The 15,843-nt window shown below is 48.5% G+C and carries 17 protein-coding genes; 7 read left to right on the forward strand and 10 right to left on the reverse strand.

The features are described from left to right. Window positions 1–24 precede the first annotated feature (24 nt). Window positions 25–1,689, reverse strand: a complete 1,665-nt coding sequence (locus tag HMPREF3144_RS02310) for an electron transfer flavoprotein-ubiquinone oxidoreductase (protein WP_070476163.1) — start codon at window positions 1,687–1,689, stop codon at window positions 25–27. 320 nt (window positions 1,690–2,009) lie between these two features. Here HMPREF3144_RS02310 and HMPREF3144_RS02315 point away from each other — a divergent pair, with 320 nt between their 5' ends. Both HMPREF3144_RS02315 and HMPREF3144_RS02320 read left to right on the forward strand, forming a co-directional pair. Further along, window positions 2,010–2,708 carry a CoA transferase subunit A gene (locus HMPREF3144_RS02315; RefSeq protein ID WP_018026397.1) on the forward strand — a complete coding sequence of 233 codons (699 nt, stop codon included), beginning with the start codon at window positions 2,010–2,012 and terminating at the stop codon, window positions 2,706–2,708. A 17-nt stretch (window positions 2,709–2,725) separates the two neighbouring features. Continuing rightward, complete coding sequence (locus HMPREF3144_RS02320; RefSeq protein ID WP_018026396.1) at window positions 2,726–3,376, forward strand: 3-oxoacid CoA-transferase subunit B; 651 nt, start codon at window positions 2,726–2,728, stop codon at window positions 3,374–3,376. 77 nt (window positions 3,377–3,453) lie between these two features. Here HMPREF3144_RS02320 and HMPREF3144_RS02325 read toward each other — a convergent pair whose 3' ends face one another. Beyond that, entirely contained in the window at window positions 3,454–3,822 is a 369-nt protein-coding gene (locus HMPREF3144_RS02325) for a DUF423 domain-containing protein (RefSeq protein WP_070476166.1), read from the reverse strand. A gap of 57 nt (window positions 3,823–3,879) precedes the next feature. On the opposite strand from HMPREF3144_RS02325, the gene HMPREF3144_RS02330 reads away from it, so the two are divergent. After that, window positions 3,880–5,679 carry an aminopeptidase P family protein gene (locus HMPREF3144_RS02330; RefSeq protein ID WP_070476169.1) on the forward strand — a complete coding sequence of 600 codons (1,800 nt, stop codon included), beginning with the start codon at window positions 3,880–3,882 and terminating at the stop codon, window positions 5,677–5,679. A 121-nt stretch (window positions 5,680–5,800) separates the two neighbouring features. Here HMPREF3144_RS02330 and rpmG read toward each other — a convergent pair whose 3' ends face one another. From rpmG to HMPREF3144_RS02365, 7 genes are all read right to left on the reverse strand, one after another. Beyond that, complete coding sequence (rpmG, locus tag HMPREF3144_RS02335; RefSeq protein ID WP_018026393.1) at window positions 5,801–5,968, reverse strand: 50S ribosomal protein L33; 168 nt, start codon at window positions 5,966–5,968, stop codon at window positions 5,801–5,803. 44 nt (window positions 5,969–6,012) lie between these two features. Next, on the reverse strand, window positions 6,013–6,249 hold the full coding sequence (rpmB, locus tag HMPREF3144_RS02340; protein WP_018026392.1) for a 50S ribosomal protein L28: 237 nt from the start codon (window positions 6,247–6,249) through the stop codon (window positions 6,013–6,015). Window positions 6,250–6,461: 212 nt separating this feature from the next. Beyond that, on the reverse strand, window positions 6,462–7,658 hold the full coding sequence (locus tag HMPREF3144_RS02345) for a multidrug effflux MFS transporter (protein WP_246823831.1): 1,197 nt from the start codon (window positions 7,656–7,658) through the stop codon (window positions 6,462–6,464). Beyond that, window positions 7,633–9,054, reverse strand: coding sequence for an MATE family efflux transporter (locus HMPREF3144_RS02350; RefSeq protein ID WP_018026389.1), 1,422 nt, complete (start codon window positions 9,052–9,054; stop codon window positions 7,633–7,635). Before HMPREF3144_RS02350 ends, HMPREF3144_RS02345 begins: the two co-directional genes overlap by 26 nt. 24 nt (window positions 9,055–9,078) lie before the next feature. After that, window positions 9,079–10,857, reverse strand: a complete 1,779-nt coding sequence (locus HMPREF3144_RS02355; protein ID WP_070476175.1) for a hypothetical protein — start codon at window positions 10,855–10,857, stop codon at window positions 9,079–9,081. 174 nt (window positions 10,858–11,031) lie between these two features. Continuing rightward, window positions 11,032–11,301, reverse strand: coding sequence for a type B 50S ribosomal protein L31 (locus HMPREF3144_RS02360; RefSeq protein WP_018026387.1), 270 nt, complete (start codon window positions 11,299–11,301; stop codon window positions 11,032–11,034). Window positions 11,302–11,508: 207 nt separating this feature from the next. Further along, window positions 11,509–11,829, reverse strand: a complete 321-nt coding sequence (locus HMPREF3144_RS02365) for a hypothetical protein (RefSeq protein ID WP_070476178.1) — start codon at window positions 11,827–11,829, stop codon at window positions 11,509–11,511. Between the two features lie 196 nt (window positions 11,830–12,025). Here HMPREF3144_RS02365 and nagB point away from each other — a divergent pair, with 196 nt between their 5' ends. Continuing rightward, window positions 12,026–12,775 (forward strand): glucosamine-6-phosphate deaminase, encoded by a 750-nt coding sequence (nagB, locus tag HMPREF3144_RS02370; RefSeq protein WP_070476180.1) that lies wholly within the window; start codon window positions 12,026–12,028, stop codon window positions 12,773–12,775. A 69-nt stretch (window positions 12,776–12,844) separates the two neighbouring features. Here the strand turns inward: nagB and radC are convergent, their stop codons facing one another. Then, window positions 12,845–13,522, reverse strand: a complete 678-nt coding sequence (gene radC / locus HMPREF3144_RS02375; protein ID WP_036559038.1) for a RadC family protein — start codon at window positions 13,520–13,522, stop codon at window positions 12,845–12,847. Between the two features lie 65 nt (window positions 13,523–13,587). Between radC and HMPREF3144_RS02380 the strand changes: the two genes are divergently transcribed. The 3 genes from HMPREF3144_RS02380 to azu all read left to right on the forward strand — a co-directional run bounded on the left by HMPREF3144_RS02380 (window position 13,588) and on the right by azu (window position 15,656). After that, on the forward strand, window positions 13,588–14,043 hold the full coding sequence (locus HMPREF3144_RS02380; RefSeq protein WP_081941527.1) for an FKBP-type peptidyl-prolyl cis-trans isomerase: 456 nt from the start codon (window positions 13,588–13,590) through the stop codon (window positions 14,041–14,043). Window positions 14,044–14,045: 2 nt separating this feature from the next. Beyond that, complete coding sequence (gene ispH / locus HMPREF3144_RS02385; protein ID WP_018026382.1) at window positions 14,046–14,996, forward strand: 4-hydroxy-3-methylbut-2-enyl diphosphate reductase; 951 nt, start codon at window positions 14,046–14,048, stop codon at window positions 14,994–14,996. A gap of 210 nt (window positions 14,997–15,206) precedes the next feature. Further along, complete coding sequence (gene azu, locus HMPREF3144_RS02390) at window positions 15,207–15,656, forward strand: azurin (protein WP_018026381.1); 450 nt, start codon at window positions 15,207–15,209, stop codon at window positions 15,654–15,656. Window positions 15,657–15,843: the final 187 nt, after the last annotated feature.

Consider the following 15,843-nt stretch of genomic DNA (forward strand, 5'->3'; position numbering starts at 1 on the left):
AACCGAACTAAGGCAAAGCGCTAACTACATACCCGAATACACCGGACCCTCGCCGCCTTGTGGCGCTACCCACACAATATTTTGCGTCGGATCCTTGATATCACAGGTTTTACAGTGTACGCAGTTCTCCGCGTTAATCTGTAACTGATCCTCGCCCTGATCGTCCTTGGTAAACTCATACACCCCGGCAGGGCAATAGCGTTGCTCTGGACCGGCGTATTTTGCTAGATTGACACGCACAGGCACACTAGCGTCTTTGAGGGTTAAGTGAATTGGCTGATTATCGTCGTGGTGGGTATTGGATAAAAAGACCGAGCTTAATCGGTCAAAGGTCAACACGCCATCAGGTTTAGGATAGTCAATCTTAGTGCACTCAGCGGCAGATTTTAAGCACTCGTGATCAGCCTTGTTGCGGTGAATCGTCCAAGGCATTTTCCCTTTAAAGAGTAACTGCTCAATACCGGTCATTAAGGCACCGACATATAGGCCCTTTTTAAACCATTGCTTGAAGTTACGCGCCTTATTGAGCTCCTCGTGTAGCCAAGAGGCTTCAAAGGCCTTAGGATAGGCATCTAACTGCGGATAAACTGGGTTTTCAGCGCTTTGATCAATTCCTTTAAGGGCATCGAAAATCGCTTCGGCACAGAGCTTACCCGATTTGATGGCTGCATGACTTCCCTTAATCCGTGAGGCATTCAGGAAGCCGGCATCACAGCCCACTAAGGCGCCGCCCGGGAATACTAACTTAGGTAGCGATAATAAACCGCCCGCTGTAATCGCACGCGCACCGTAAGCAATGCGCTTACCACCCTCAAAGGTGGTACGAATGCTCGGATGCGTCTTAAAGCGTTGAAACTCCTCAAACGGTGATAGATACGGGTTTTCATAGTCTAGACCCACCACCATGCCAACGACCACGAGGTTATTATCTAAGTGGTAGAGGAATGTACCGCCATAGGTCTTGCTATCTAAAGGCCAGCCCGAGGTGTGAATGGCTAGACCAGGCTTAGACTGTTCGGGCTTAACCTCCCACATCTCCTTAATGCCGATACCGTAGCTCTGCGGATCGGCGTCTTTGTCTAAATTGAACTTGGCAATCAGTTGACGACCCAATTGACCACGCGCACCCTCGGCAAAGACAGTGTATTTAGCAAGTAGCTCGTAGCCTGGGGTATAGTTGTCAGAATGCGTGCCATCGCGATTAACACCCATATCACCGGTGACAATGCCTTTTACTGCGCCATGCTCATCGTAAAGTACCTCAGTTGCAGCAAAACCAGCGAAGATATTGACCCCTAGTTCCTCAGCCTGCTCGCCTAACCACTTGGTGACATCACCTAAACGTACAATGTAGTTGCCGTGGTTTTTAAAGTTAGGGGGTAAGAGAAAGTCCGGTGTTTTTTTAGCGCCATTTTCACTGAGAAATAAAAATTGATCCTCAGTCACCTCAACTGTGAGCGGGGCTCCGCGCTCCTTCCAGTCAGGGATAAGCTCATTTAACGCGATGGGATCCATGATGGCGCCGGATAAAATATGCGCCCCAATCTCACCACCTTTTTCGACCACACAGATTTCAATGTCTTGATCAGTCTCTGCCGCTAACTGCTTTAAACGAATCGCAGTGGCTAGACCAGCTGGACCACCGCCGACGATCACTACATCAAATTCCATGGATTCACGTTCACTCATGCCTCTACTCCCTGATTAAATGTATTTTGATGTCAAATATATGAAAGAATATCACTAGTTAAACTTATTATTTTACATTGTTCTGTCACTTAAAGGATAAATCGTAATCGTTTGTTAAGCTAAGATGAGCTGATAAAATCCTCACAGGTGGCAAATGGCATTCTATGCTAGGGATTATTGCGCATTTGTATTGTGCTTAGGCTTTGCTAGAATTATGAGTTACGCAAAGGATTTTAGTACGTGCTGCGTCGGTTTTGGTGTAGCATTGACAATATTCACCAATAATAAATTCCCCACTTATCGGGTTAACTAGGAGAGATATGGATAAGGTATTTGAAAGCGCCGCCGCTGCGTTAGAGGGTGTTGTTGCTGATGGCCAGACCATTGGCATTGGCGGCTTCGGTTTATGCGGTATTCCCGAGGCCTTAATTTTAGCCTTGCGTGATTCAGGTGTGCAGAACTTGACCTGCGTGAGTAACAACGCCGGTGTCGACGGTTTTGGTTTGGGTATGTTGCTTAATACGCGCCAAATTAAAAAGATGATCGCCTCTTATGTAGGTGAAAATAAGGAGTTTGAGCGTCAATATCTATCCGGTGAATTAGAGCTTGAGTTCAATCCTCAGGGTACCTTGGCTGAGCGTCTACGCGCTGGTGGCGCTGGTATTCCTGCCTTTTTTACCCCGGCGGGTGTGGGTACCTTAGTGGCTGAGGGCAAGGAAGAGCGTGAGTTTAATGGTAAGCGTTATATTCTAGAGACCGCGATTGTGCCAGATGTATCACTGGTCAAAGCACAAAAGGCAGATCGCAGTGGTAACCTCGTTTTCAGTAAGACTGCCCGTAATTTCAATCCTAACGTTGCTGCCGCCGGCAAAATCACCATTGTGGAGGTAGAGGAAGTGGTCGAGGTCGGTGAGCTCGATGCAGATGAAATTCATTTACCGGGTATTTTTGTGCATCGTATCGTGGTAAATAGCAATCCAGAAAAACGTATTGAACAACGCACCGTGCGTCAGGCTTAGGATAGGGAGGTATTAACATGGCATGGACTCGTGATCAAATGGCTGCTCGTGCGGCCAAAGAATTAGAAGACGGCTTCTATGTAAATTTAGGTATCGGTATCCCGACCCTCGTGTCTAACTACGTACCAGAGGATATTACGGTATGGCTGCAGTCTGAAAACGGCTTATTAGGTATTGGTCCTTTCCCGACAGAGGACGAGGTGGACCCCGATTTGATTAATGCAGGTAAGCAGACGATTACCACCATTCCCGGTTCCTCTTTCTTTTCTTCTGCGGATTCCTTCGGCATGATTCGCGGTGGTAAAATTAACCTCGCGATTCTTGGTGCCATGCAGGTTTCTGAAAAGGGGGATTTAGCTAACTGGATGATCCCGGGCAAGATGGTTAAGGGCATGGGCGGTGCCATGGACTTAGTGGCCGGGGTGCAGCGTGTAGTCGTCGTGATGGATCATGTGGCTAAGGGCAAGGATGGCAGTATTTCTAAAAAAATCCTGCCTGAATGTGATTTACCCCTAACCGGTGTGGGCGTGGTCGATATGATTATCACTGACCTCGGTGTGATGGAGGTGACTGACGCAGGACTCAAGGTGATCGAGCTGGCGCCAGAGGTGAGCTTTGAAGAGATTCAAGACAAAACCGGTGTGAAGTTAATTTCCGGGCTAAACTAGTTCAGCGCTAGACTTAGTGCGTAATCGCAGCGGCGGTGGTTGGTAGGGATACTGGTCACCGCCGTGTTGGTGAGGGACTATTGTTTGATAGCCGCCACGAGTAATAATAACCAGCCCGCTAGAAAAAATAGGCCACCAATGGGTGTGATCAAACCCAGTGTTTTGACACCTAGCAGTACAATGGCATAAAGACTACCTGAAAATAGCAACACACCTAGCACAAAAGCCCAGCCCGCCCAACGAGCAATGCCTGGGTGCACGAGGTTAAGGGCTAGTAATGGCACGCTTAGGAGCGCTAGACTGTGGTACATCTGATATTGCACCCCAGTTTGCCAAACCGCTAATTGCTCAGTGCCCACTATCTGCTTTAGACCATGTGCGCCAAAGGCGCCTAAGACCACGCCGAGGAAGCCGAAGATGGCCCCTATAATAATGAATAAACGCATACGACGTTGATCCTTTACAATAGAAATTAGTTCGAAACGATATTAGCTAGTAACTATATGAAGATTTTAACAGTTCCACAAAAAATTCAGGCTTTAAGAGAGCGCATGGCAGCACATGGCCTGTCGGCTTGGATAGTTTATTCGGCCGATCCCCATCTGTCCGAGTATTTGCCCGAGCATTGGTCACAACGTGAGTATTTAAGCGGTTTTACAGGCTCAGCCGGTTTTATGGCAGTGACACAAAAGCAAGCAGCGTTGTGGACGGATAGTCGCTATTGGGTACAGGCGGAAGCGCAATTACAGGGCTCTGGTATCGAGCTGATGAAGCTAGGGGCTAAGGGAGTGCCAAGTCTTGAGCAGTGGATTTGCGCACAGCTCTCACCCGCTCAGGTGGTGGGGGTGAATGGCATGGCCCTTAGCGTCGCGCAAGCACAGCAATTAGAGCAGCAGTTTGCCGCAGCTGAGTTAGCGATGCAGGTGGATTTGGAATTATTAGACGCCTTTTGGACTGCGCGTCCGCCGCTGCCGCAAGCACCGATCTACGAGCATGAGGAGCGTTTTGCGGGCGCACCACGGCGTGAGAAAATCGGTCGTGTGCGTCAGGCCATGCAGGAGCTTGGCGCCAGCTGGCATCTGATTTCTTCCTTAGATGATATTGCTTGGCTATTGAATCTTCGGGGTAGCGATGTAGACTATAATCCGGTCTTTTTGTCACACCTGTTGCTTTCTGAAGCGGATGCCTATTTATTTGTGGATGAGCAAAAGCTCTCGCCCGAACTGAAGCAACAGTTGCCGCACGATGGGGTGGTGCTTAAACCCTATGAGGCGGTGCAAGCGGTGTTAGCAGCGCAGTTGGCACATGATGCCTGCTCACTCTTGATTGATCCGGCGCGTACGGCATGGGCTATCGTACAGCCCTATATGAAGCAAGTGCAATTGCGATTAAACCCATCGCAAGGGTTTAAAGCCCAAAAAACTGCCAAGGAAATTGCCCATATCCGTCATGCGATGGAAAAAGACGGGGCCGCCTTATGTGAGTTCTTTGCGGAGTTTGAACGGCGCCTGCAAGCGGGGGAGCAGCTGTCTGAGCTGGATGTGGATAGCCTGATTACGGAGGCGCGCGCAAGGCAGCCGGATTTTGTATGTCCCAGTTTTGCGACCATTGCCGGCTTTAATGCCAACGGCGCCTTACCGCATTATCGTGCCTTACCTGAGAACCATGCGATGTTGGAGGGTGATGGTTTATTGCTCATCGATTCCGGTGGGCAATATCTTGATGGTACAACGGATATTACCCGGGTGGTACCGATTGGCACGATCACTGCTGCCCATAAAAAAGACGTGACCTTGGTGTTAAAGGGGATGGTGAATCTATCGATGGCGGTGTTTCCGGTGAATGAGCCGGGGCCGAATCTAGATGCCATTGCACGATTGCCTTTATGGCAACATGGTTTAGATTTTGGTCACGGCACCGGTCATGGGGTCGGCTATTTTCTGAATGTACATGAAGGGCCACAAGTGATTTCGCACTATGGCTTTGGTCGAGCGCATACGGAGATGAAAGAGGGTATGATCACCTCGAACGAGCCGGGTCTTTATCGCACCGGTCAATGGGGGGTACGGATTGAAAACCTAGTGCTAAACCAAAGCGCTTACAAGACGGAGTTCGGTGAGTTTTTGCGCTTTGAAACCTTGACATTATGCCCCATCGACACGCGCTGCATTGATGTGGCACTGCTCACCGAGACGGAACGAGCATGGCTCAACAGCTATCATGCTGAGGTACGTGAGCGTTTATCACCCTATGTTACGGGTGAGGCAAAAGATTGGTTGCTTAAACGAACTAAGGCAATTTAGGATGCGGTGATGGATTAGCCCTCCTCTGATGCACGGTGGGCTATCTCCTTGGCAAAGCTTGCCCATAAAAAAAGCTTCTCAATAACCATGAGAAGCTTTTTTAAAACCCTGAGACTTAGGACTACTTAAGTCTGGTTTCCTTGTACTCAACGTGTTTGCGTACAACTGGGTCGTACTTTTTAAATACCATCTTGTCAGGCGTGTTACGCTTGTTTTTAGTGGTGGTGTAGAAGTGACCTGTGCCGGCAGTTGATTCTAATTTGATTTTTTCGCGAATACCTTTAGCCATGATATGTTCCTTTAAATTTAAATTCTATGATGCATGACCGGCGATTAAACGCTTTGACCATTAGCGCGCATTTCGGCTAAAACGGCATCAATACCCTTTTTATCGATAGTGCGTAAAGCACTGGTGGAAATACGTAAACGTACCCAGCGCTGCTCACTCTCTACCCAGAAACGACGGGACTGAAGATTAGGTAGGAAGCGACGCTTAGTTTTGTTTTGCGCATGTGATACTTTATTACCGGACATAGGGCGCTTACCGGTGACTTGGCAGACTTTAGCCATGTGAATTACCTCGTTAATTACATCGTTGATTTATAGGCTTGGTTGTTGGCCCAAGCCGGCCTTCTTAGAACCCATAGCATATACTATGGAACCTAGCATCATAGCCTGATTTTTGGCATAAATCAATAACTTATTCGTCTTTTCCTCAAAAAATACCCCATCAAAGCGCAAAAACCTGCCCAACCGCGGGGTTTAAACAACAACCGCCTGACTTAGTTAACGCTTGCGACCACGCGCCCGAAGAATAATGCCAACAGCGTAAAGAGTAGCATCGTTGCAAATAGCGGTAGCTCAGTCCCCGTATGCCAATGGCTGACAATGGCACTGGAGCAGGTGCCGAATAAAAAGAGCGTGGCGCCGGTTAAAGCGGAAGCCATGCCTAGGCGATGGCCTTGTTTTTTTAAAGCAAGAATGGGGGCAGTAGGGTTAATCATGCCAAGGCCGACGGTAAAGCTAAACATCACCACCATAAAAACACTTAAATTGACCATGCCGCTGAGCGATAAGATCACGCCAAGCGCTAGCACCGCCACGGTCCAGTAGGCTGCGATGCGATAGAGTAGCAAGACAGGAATATGGCGACGTAATAAAAAGCCGCAACTTTGGGAGCCTATCATCAGGCCAAAGGCTACGATGCCAAAGCTCCACGCAAATTGATTTGGACTTAAGGCAAAGGTTTCCATCAGTACCGTGGAGGAGGAAGCGATAAAGGCAAACATTGCCCCCATACTGAAACCGGCGGCCAGTGAAAAGCCGATAAAGCTACGGTCAAAAAGCAATTCCACATAGTTCTTAGCGATAAGGGCGGGGCTGATGTGTAGACGATTTTCTTTGGGTAGGGACTCCTTAAAGCAAAAAGCCACCAGTAAAAAGCTAATCAAGCCATAGGTGGCGAGCATCATAAATAGCCCGCGCCAACTACTAAAGCTTGCCAGTATGGCACCAATCATGGGTGCCACCACTGGTGCCATGCCAGTGAGTAGCATGAGTAGGGTCATGGCATTGGCGGCCTCTTGGGTGCTGTAGTGATCGCGCACCACCGCTCGGGAAATGGTCATAAAACAGGCTGCGCCCATAGCTTGCAAAGCACGTCCTATCAGTAAAAACTCAAAGTTGGGCGCAAAGGAGCAGACTAAACTGGCCACTAAATAGAGTAGTGCACCGACCATGAGCGGCCCTTTGCGACCGAAGCGGTCGGTGAGGGGGCCGACAATGATTTGTGAAAAAGACAGTCCAAATAAAAAGGCGGAGACGCTCAATTCCACGCGATTTTGCGGTACCGCAAAGTCACTTGCAATCACTGGAAAGCTTGGTAGGTACAGGTCAATCGAGGCTGGTCCCACAATCGCTAAAGCCGCCATAATATATAGCCAAAAGGGAATGCTAAACCTTGTTTTTTCTGTAGACATACCAATACCAACTGTGTAAAACCAATGAACAAACCATTAAACTGAGGGCATTCATTAACCAGAGGCTAGCCAAGCCCGTGGTGGAATGGGGCATTAAGACCTGGGTAATCAACGCAAGCTGGCCTTTGCCTGCACCAAAGCCGAAGTAAAAGCCGATGCCGATACCGATGCCGAGTAGGCAGACCGTTTGTAAGATAAAGGGTACGGTGGCAATGCGATGGGCGCGTAGGGCGTAGGTGTTGAGACATTGTAAGCCATCCCAGCAATGAATCACGGGGAAGAAGCTTAATAAACCGCCGGCAATCAAGGCGACCTGTGGATCCTGCGTGTAGAGCCCGATAATCTCGTTTTTCATCAGTAGCACCAGGGCGATGGTGAGGATGAAGCCTGCAATGGCCAAAGCAAAGCCCGCTAACACGCTGCGGTGTGCCACTTCCCATTGTCTGGCGCCGAGGGCTTGGGCGGTCTGCGCTGCGGTGGCAATGCCGATGGACATTGGAATCATATAGGTGAAAGAAATCAGATTAAATAAAATCTGATGGCTGGCGGATACATACGCACCCTCACGCGCCACAAACAAGGTAATAAAGGTAAAGGCACAGATCTCCACTAAATAGGAGGCGCCCATGGGAATACCTAAACGCAAGATTTCAGCGATGATATGCGGTTTTGGTCGTGAAAGTCGTAGTCGATAGCGTTGATAGTGTGGGTCAAGCAATAACAGTAAAAGTCCAACCACTAGCTGGAACCAAGAAACGACGGCGGTGGAAATACCAGCGCCGTCACTACCCATTTGACTAAAGCCTAGATGACCGAAAATCAATAACCAGTTAATAAAAAACTTTAAGGGTAAACTGGCCACGCTTAAATACATCACCGTGCTGGCTCGTTGACTGGCCGTACAAATCGAATAAACCACACGAAACATCAGCGCTGCTGGTAAGCCATAAAAGGTGTAGCGCAGGTAGCTGGCAACATCAGCGCGTACCTCAGGTGATAGCTCGCCTGCTAAATTGATTAAAAAATCTGGATTGAGGAGGCCGATAGCGCCGATCACGGTGATAAGCAGCGACATCCAAATCCCTTGCCCAAATAACTCACCCACCTCATGCAGTTTGTTGGCGCCAATGGTTTGAGCGCAGATCGGGATTAGGGCATGAATCACGCCCATCAGGCTGATCACGATGGTGACATAGATAGAGGCAGCAATCGAGATGGTTTGTAAGGCTTGTACACTGAAGTTACCCAGCATCACACTATCAATGATGGCAAAGGCTACCCCGACCCATTGGCTGATAAGAATCGGCCAAACTTGGCGTAGAATTTTTGCTGCGAGCGTCACCACTCGCTCAATCGCTGGATCGCGGACGATCGTGGGCTTATTAATCGTGGACACGTAAAACTCGTTGAGCTTAAATGATTAAAACGGTGCAGGCAAGGAAATGAGACGGAATAACTCACCATGCCGATCACTATCACGACTGCCTTGCCATAGCGTGACCCCACTACTTAAGTGGTCGGCGGCAGGCAAGCGGGAATAAAGATGATCGAGGCCAATACGGCGCTTTTCATTGGTTTGCGTTAGTAGCCACTCACAATCATCATTCTTGGTGAGGATCGTTTGCCCATATATATAAAATAGCGCTGATTGACCTTGGCCAACGCCCACGCTGCGGATGCATTCGCCGTCCTTAACATGGGCTTGCACCGCATCAGCGAGCTCATAGGCCACGGATTTATAGCTGCGGTTATAGTCAACCGCCGGCATCCATAGTGCCACGATAATCAGCCAAGAGGCAGTCAGGCCAATGGCAAATAGCACCACGCCACGCCACAGCGCTTCGGGCTTGAGTCTTAAGCGCCAGTTAATCGCCGCAAACCATAAAATTGTCACCACCACACTGAAAATCACTGCCCACCAACGGATTTCAATCTCAAAGCCCGGCACTAAGCGAGTGATATTGGCGTGAATTTTAGCTGGCCAGCCTAGGTATAAGGCAATCCAACCCAGCCAAATCACGGCAATGGCTAAGCTATTAACCATAATTGAGTACCAATCCAAGGCATTAATTAGGTGGCGACGTATGGTTGGTATCGCCATCGCCGCTAGTATGGTCATTGGTATCACCAGTGGTGCGTATTCCGGTTCAAAGCTATTACTTAGCAGAAGTAATAAAACGAGATTAGCAGCACTCAAGATGGTCGGGATAAAGATATGTGGTGCGGCAAAGTAATAACGCCATTGCCATAAGCTATAGAGGGCAAAGGGCCAAAGCGGTAAAAGGAACCAAGCTAAATCGCGCAGTGAGCTGAAAAAGTCGCGCCCATAGCCGCTAAAGGCCGTTTGATTGTACTGCAGCCAGGCCCTAAACCACTCGGCTTGCTGAGATTTGAGAGACAGTAACCAAGCACTTGATAGGGCAAGACTGATGAGGAGTGCGATGAGCAGTATCCGTTTATGCTGCGGCTTGTAATGCGGATAAAACAGCAACATCAGAGCGCTAAGAACGAGCGGAAAGACACCAATCAATCCGGCTGCAAAAAAACTGCCACTGAGACCCGCAATTAAGAAGAATAAGGCTTGCTTAGGCAGCTCTAAAATACGCACAAAGCCGTAAAAGACTAGGGCGTGGCAGGCCATCAGTAGGGGGATAAAGCTGGTCTCATGCATGCGCATCAGGATGCCGAAGCAGGCAATGAGGAATAAAAAGGCACAATCTGCCAACATTCGCCCGTAATCACGTGGTGCCGGATCGCCACCAAAGGGTAGTGGCATGGGTTGACATTCGGGGCGGCGCGCTAATAAATAGCAGCCATACCAAATGCCATACAGCACAATATAAAAGTACAGTAAGTTTGCCAGTTTAACTGCGGCAATTTGCGATTCTAAGGGATTTAGCCATAAAGCAAAGAGTGGGCTGAAAACGGCTTCAAAGGCTGCACCTATCCAGAGCAGTAAAGGGCCCTGTTCAACGGCGGGTAAATCACCAATATAAGGCGCCATAAAATACGCACCGCCGTCATGGATCGCTCGCAACATGCTGGCTAAACCGACCGCATCATCGGTTTTCCAAGCGTCCCTGAAAAATAGGCCGAACAGCACATAGGCCAAGCCTACCCAGAGTAAGGTTTGTCTAGGTAGCTTACGCGTTGTGGGCGCGGTTAAGCGGGCAGGTGTTTTTATTTCTTGTAAAGGCACAGATTGAATGCTGAGAGTAGGATTAGTAAATCCCTGTAGTTTAAACTAATTTAACAAGATATTCACTAAGCGCCGACTAAAATCGGCTTTAGGCCAGTGCGTTGTTAGAGCGATTGAACAATAAAAAAAGCAGCCCATCAGGCTGCTCTCTGCTACTACACTAATCAATGCTGATTAGTTGCTTTTCTTCTTTAAAGCGCCGGCTGTAGTTGCATAGCGATTGCGGAAGCGCTCAACGCGACCGGTTTCAACAACGCGAGTCTGTGCACCGGTATAGAAAGGGTGTGATTCAGAAGTCACATCACATTTGTATAACGGGTAAGTTTGGCCGTCGATGTCGATGGTTTCACGTGTTGGTGCAGTTGAGCGAATAATGACATGATTACCGGTTTGTTGGTCTAAAAAAACCACATCGCGGTACTCAGGGTGAATACCTTCTTTCATGATAAATCCGTATATAGTGCTAATTGGGTCGCCAACCTCACATACCATATGGAGGTCACGTATCCTGTTAATAGCAGGGCAGTATAACAAATATCCCCGTCAAATAAAAGTAAAGACGGATAAAAATCCGTCTTTTTGTTGCGAAAAGGCTAAATAGCTTTTCAAAATGGCACTTTAAAATCAGTGCCTTAGCCGTGGCAGCGCCTATTAGGAGGCGACGATCAGAGCCGGCATATCGACCGTAACATGGGCGGAGTCCAAGGCAATGGCAATATGCTTGGCAAAGTTTTCAGCCAGGGCGGGATGATCGTTTAGCTCATGGTAACCAACCTCCTGCGCAATACCTAGGATGCGGTCTAATAGCAGCACCTTACCACTGGGGCGAAAGGGCTCGCACTCGAGCTCCTCCCATTTGGCGTAGAGCCACTGCTGTGCTGCCTCAATGGAAGCCTCGCTAAGATCCAGGTCGTTAAGCGTGTATTCTAAGCGCTGATCGGGGTTAAATATAAAAGTAACTTGATGTTTCACGGTGAATGTCCTTATTATCCGCTTGAAGAGCGTGTCAATAGTTTAGATTTAACAATTTGAACATGTTTTTTACCCCTTAACTGTCATGCTGTTGACTATCATAGGAGGGATTTTTGTGGCGCTGATGGCAATCATTTAAAGCGCTTTTCGAATTACTTTATAATACCTTTCCCACTCATTTTTATATTGCAAAACCATGTTTTTAGTCTTTAAGGATCCATCTGCTGTTGCTCAATTTGTCAGTGAGCGCTTAGTTCAATTAATTAAGGATAAGCCTGCCGCGATCTTGGGTTTGGCGACTGGTAGCACCATGGAGCCGGTGTATGCGCGTTTTTGTCAGGATGTGAAGGCACAGGGGCTGGATGTGTCGCAGTTGGGCTCCTTTAATTTGGACGAATATATTGGTTTATCGGCCGATCATCCGCAAAGTTATCATTACTATATGAATCGGTATTTATTTGATCATCTGAACTTTGCTAAGTCTAAAACCTTTGTGCCGGATGGTACGCCTGTGGATGTTGAGCTGCACTGTGAGCAGTATTCACAAAAGATTATGGACAATGGTGGGATTGATTTGCAGTTGTTAGGGGTGGGCGGTAATGGTCATATCGGCTTTAATGAGCCGGGCACGCCCTTTGATAGCCGCACGCATGTGATTGATTTGTCCGTGCAGACGCGTATCGATAATAGTCGTTTTTTTGATTCCATGGATGAGGTGCCAACGCGCGCAGTGACTATGGGCATGAAAGATATTATGGAGGCTAAGCAGATCCTCTTTATTGCCACGGGTGCGAATAAAGCGGACGTGGTGGCGGCACTGTATGCCAGTGACTATGATGAGCAAATGCCTGCCTCAATGCTTAAGCGGCATCCGAATACACTTTTTATTATTGATGAAAAGGCGGCGGCTCAACTGCCGGCGAGTGCGGTTCAGCGCATGGCCTAAATAGGCTGCACCCACTCGCATTTACAGCTAGTGGCGTCAGGGTATCCATCACCTAACGCCACTTTTTAGTTAAAATAGCCCGAGTTCTGATAGTGAATTCGCCTCCTTTTGACTCACTACGATATGATCCAGTAGGGTGACATCAATCAGTGCCAATGCCTTATGCAGGTGCTTGGTGAGTGCGATATCTGACTCACTGGGGGTAGCGGAGCCTGAGGGATGGTTATGCGCAAGGATCACGGCGGCGGCATTAAATTTGAGTGCCTCTACCGCCACCTCCCTTGGGTAGACGGTGGTGCGGCTGAGGGTGCCGCGTGAGACCTCAGTGCAGCAAATGAGTCGATAGCAAGCATCAAGATAAATGGCAATGCAATGCTCCACCGCCAGATGCCCTAAGCGATTGATGCAATAGCGCTTTACCAGTTGTGAATTGTTGAGCGTGTCGCTTTGGCGTAGCTCCTCCTCAATGCTGCGTCCGGCTAGTTCATTAATGGCTTGAAGCTGGCAGATTTTAGCATTACCCATGCCTTTAAAGCGGCGCAAATCGCTATAGTCGGCTGCTAATAAATTACGTAAACCGCTAAACTGCTCCAGTAAATCAGCGCTGAATTGCACGGCATCGCGCCCAGGCGCACCGGTACCCAGCACCACGGCAAGTAGTTCGGGGGTGGTTAGGACTTTAGGTCCATGCTGTAATAAGCGTTCTCTAGGTCGCTCTTGGCCTTGAAATGTATGTGGTGTATTCATTTTGGGTACAATAAGTGTTTAATCGAAACTTAACTATGGCTTAAAGCCTCAGGAAAAACGCAAAAGTGAGTAATATTGTCCATGCAGATTCGTATTTAACCTTGCATTACCGCATCAGCTTGGATTCCGGAAAGGGCAAGGGGCAGGTATTTATTGATACCTTTGATGCTAAGCCGGCAACCCTGTTGCTGGGTTCCGGTCAGTGGTTGCCAGGGTTAGAAGCGCCATTAATTGGTTTAAAGGACGGCGATAGCCTGACTTATCATGTGGCTGCGGCAGAGGCCTATGGCGAGCGTAATCCGGATTTATTAATCCATGTGTCTAAGCAGCTGCTTGATCAGCATGCGGGTGTCGATGCGGATTTTGAGGTGGAGGATATGCTTGAGTTTATGGCACCCGATGGCAGCAAGTATGCCGGCGTTTTTATGGGTTGGGATGGCGACAGTGCCTTAATTGATTTTAATCATCCGCTGAGTGGTGTCGATCTTAAGGTGGATGTAGAGATTCTGGGAGTGATGTAGTCATGCCTCAGCAAGCTGAGATTTATTTAGCCGAGCCACGCGGCTTCTGTGCCGGTGTGGACCGCGCCATTGATATTGTAGAAAGAGCCTTGGAGCTTCATGGGGCGCCGATTTACGTGCGCCACGAGATTGTGCATAATCGCTTTGTGGTTGACTCCTTGCGCGCCAAGGGTGCGGTTTTTATTGAGGAGCTGGATCAGGCGCCAGCGGGTGCAATTGTGGTGTTTTCTGCGCATGGTGTCTCTTTGGCTGTGCGGGAGGAGGCGGAGCGTCGTGGTCTGCAGGTCTTTGATGCGACATGTCCGCTGGTGACCAAGGTGCATATGGAGGTGAAGAAAATGCACAATGCCAATCTTGAAATTATCATGATTGGGCATAAGGGGCACCCGGAGGTTGAGGGTACCCTCGGTCAGGCTGAGGGGCGTATTCATCTGGTGGAGACGCCGGAGGATGTAGCTAATCTGGTGGTTGAGAATCCGGATAGTTTGGCTTTGGTGACTCAAACCACCTTATCGGTGGATGATGCCTCTCAGGTGACGGCTGCACTAAAGGCTCGTTTTCCTAATATTGTTGAGCCTAAAAAGAGCGATATTTGCTATGCTACGCAAAACCGTCAGGATGCGGTGAAAATGATGGCGCCTGAATGTGATGTGTTTTTTGTGGTGGGGAGTATTAATAGTTCTAACTCTAACCGTTTACGCGAGGTGGCTGAGCGTCTAGGCTGTCCCTCGTATTTGGTGGATGGGCCCGAGTGTATTAATCCTCAGTGGTTGGAGGGGGCGCAGCGTATTGGTATTACGGCGGGTGCATCGGCACCTGAGGTGCTAGTGCAGGACGTGATTTCTCGTCTCAAGGCGTTAGGAGCTATTTCAGTTCGTAAAATGCAGGGGATTGAAGAAAATGTCGCTTTCCCCTTGCCGCGTGAATTGTCACGTAAGTTAGTGGATGATTAAATCCCCAGGCTTTGCTTAAACGCAAGCTTTGTGCCCGAGATTTACTTGATAAATTGGCAACTGGCTATATTATAGAGAGGGCGACCGGAATGACAGCTGGGTGTCAGGAGTTGTTACTATTTCGGTTTCACTATTGTATTTATTAATGGTAGGCTATCATCTAATTCACTATAATTTAGTTGAACCTACCACTTGCTAGGAGAAAATAGTATGAAAATCAAATCATTTGCTTTAGCTGCTTTATTGTCTGCTGCTGCCCCTGCGATGGCTGCTGAGTGCACCATCAATATCGAGGGTAACGATGCCATGCAGTACAATGTTAAGGAAATCGAAGTCAGCAAGTCATGCGACGAGGTGACGCTTAACCTTAAACACGTTGGTAACTTACCTAAAGCAGCTATGGGTCATAACGTCGTGATTTCTAAAGCTGCTGATGCACAAGCTATCGCTACTGAGGCAGCTGCAGCGGGTCCTGCTAATGACTACTTAAATAAAGACGATGAGCGCATCATCGCCCATACCGATATGGTTGGTGGCGGTGAGGAGACCTCTGTTAAGTTTAAGCCTTCTGTATTTGAAGAGGGTGAGAGCTATGAGTTCTTCTGCTCATTCCCTGGTCACTTTGCGATCATGAAAGGCTCAGTGAAATTAGTCGACTAAATAATTATTGATGTAGGGGCTTCGGCCTCTGCTGACTAAGACACAGTATGAACCACTGCTACGGCAGTGGTTTTTGTTTGCCTATAGAAAATAGGTAGGTGGATAAAGGGAGTCGTCGTGTATATCAACGATGTGTTTGGAAATTAAGCGCACTGAGACCTTTGCAATAACCCCTCAAATTTCCTAA

It is taken from the genome of Oligella sp. HMSC05A10 (genome assembly GCF_001808335.1).
GTDB classification, from domain to species: Bacteria; Pseudomonadota; Gammaproteobacteria; order Burkholderiales; family Burkholderiaceae_B; genus Oligella; species Oligella urethralis.

Coding starts and splice junctions, on each gene's coding strand:
- HMPREF3144_RS02310 (WP_070476163.1), bottom strand. CDS start 1,689: ATGAGTGAACGTGAATCCATGGAATTTGATGTAGTGATCGTCGGCGGT.
- HMPREF3144_RS02315 (WP_018026397.1), top strand. CDS start 2,010: ATGGATAAGGTATTTGAAAGCGCCGCCGCTGCGTTAGAGGGTGTTGTT.
- HMPREF3144_RS02320 (WP_018026396.1), top strand. CDS start 2,726: ATGGCATGGACTCGTGATCAAATGGCTGCTCGTGCGGCCAAAGAATTA.
- HMPREF3144_RS02325 (WP_070476166.1), bottom strand. CDS start 3,822: ATGCGTTTATTCATTATTATAGGGGCCATCTTCGGCTTCCTCGGCGTG.
- HMPREF3144_RS02330 (WP_070476169.1), top strand. CDS start 3,880: ATGAAGATTTTAACAGTTCCACAAAAAATTCAGGCTTTAAGAGAGCGC.
- rpmG (WP_018026393.1), bottom strand. CDS start 5,968: ATGGCTAAAGGTATTCGCGAAAAAATCAAATTAGAATCAACTGCCGGC.
- rpmB (WP_018026392.1), bottom strand. CDS start 6,249: ATGGCTAAAGTCTGCCAAGTCACCGGTAAGCGCCCTATGTCCGGTAAT.
- HMPREF3144_RS02345 (WP_246823831.1), bottom strand. CDS start 7,658: ATGTCTACAGAAAAAACAAGGTTTAGCATTCCCTTTTGGCTATATATT.
- HMPREF3144_RS02360 (WP_018026387.1), bottom strand. CDS start 11,301: ATGAAAGAAGGTATTCACCCTGAGTACCGCGATGTGGTTTTTTTAGAC.
- nagB (WP_070476180.1), top strand. CDS start 12,026: ATGTTTTTAGTCTTTAAGGATCCATCTGCTGTTGCTCAATTTGTCAGT.
- radC (WP_036559038.1), bottom strand. CDS start 13,522: ATGAATACACCACATACATTTCAAGGCCAAGAGCGACCTAGAGAACGC.
- ispH (WP_018026382.1), top strand. CDS start 14,046: ATGCCTCAGCAAGCTGAGATTTATTTAGCCGAGCCACGCGGCTTCTGT.
- azu (WP_018026381.1), top strand. CDS start 15,207: ATGAAAATCAAATCATTTGCTTTAGCTGCTTTATTGTCTGCTGCTGCC.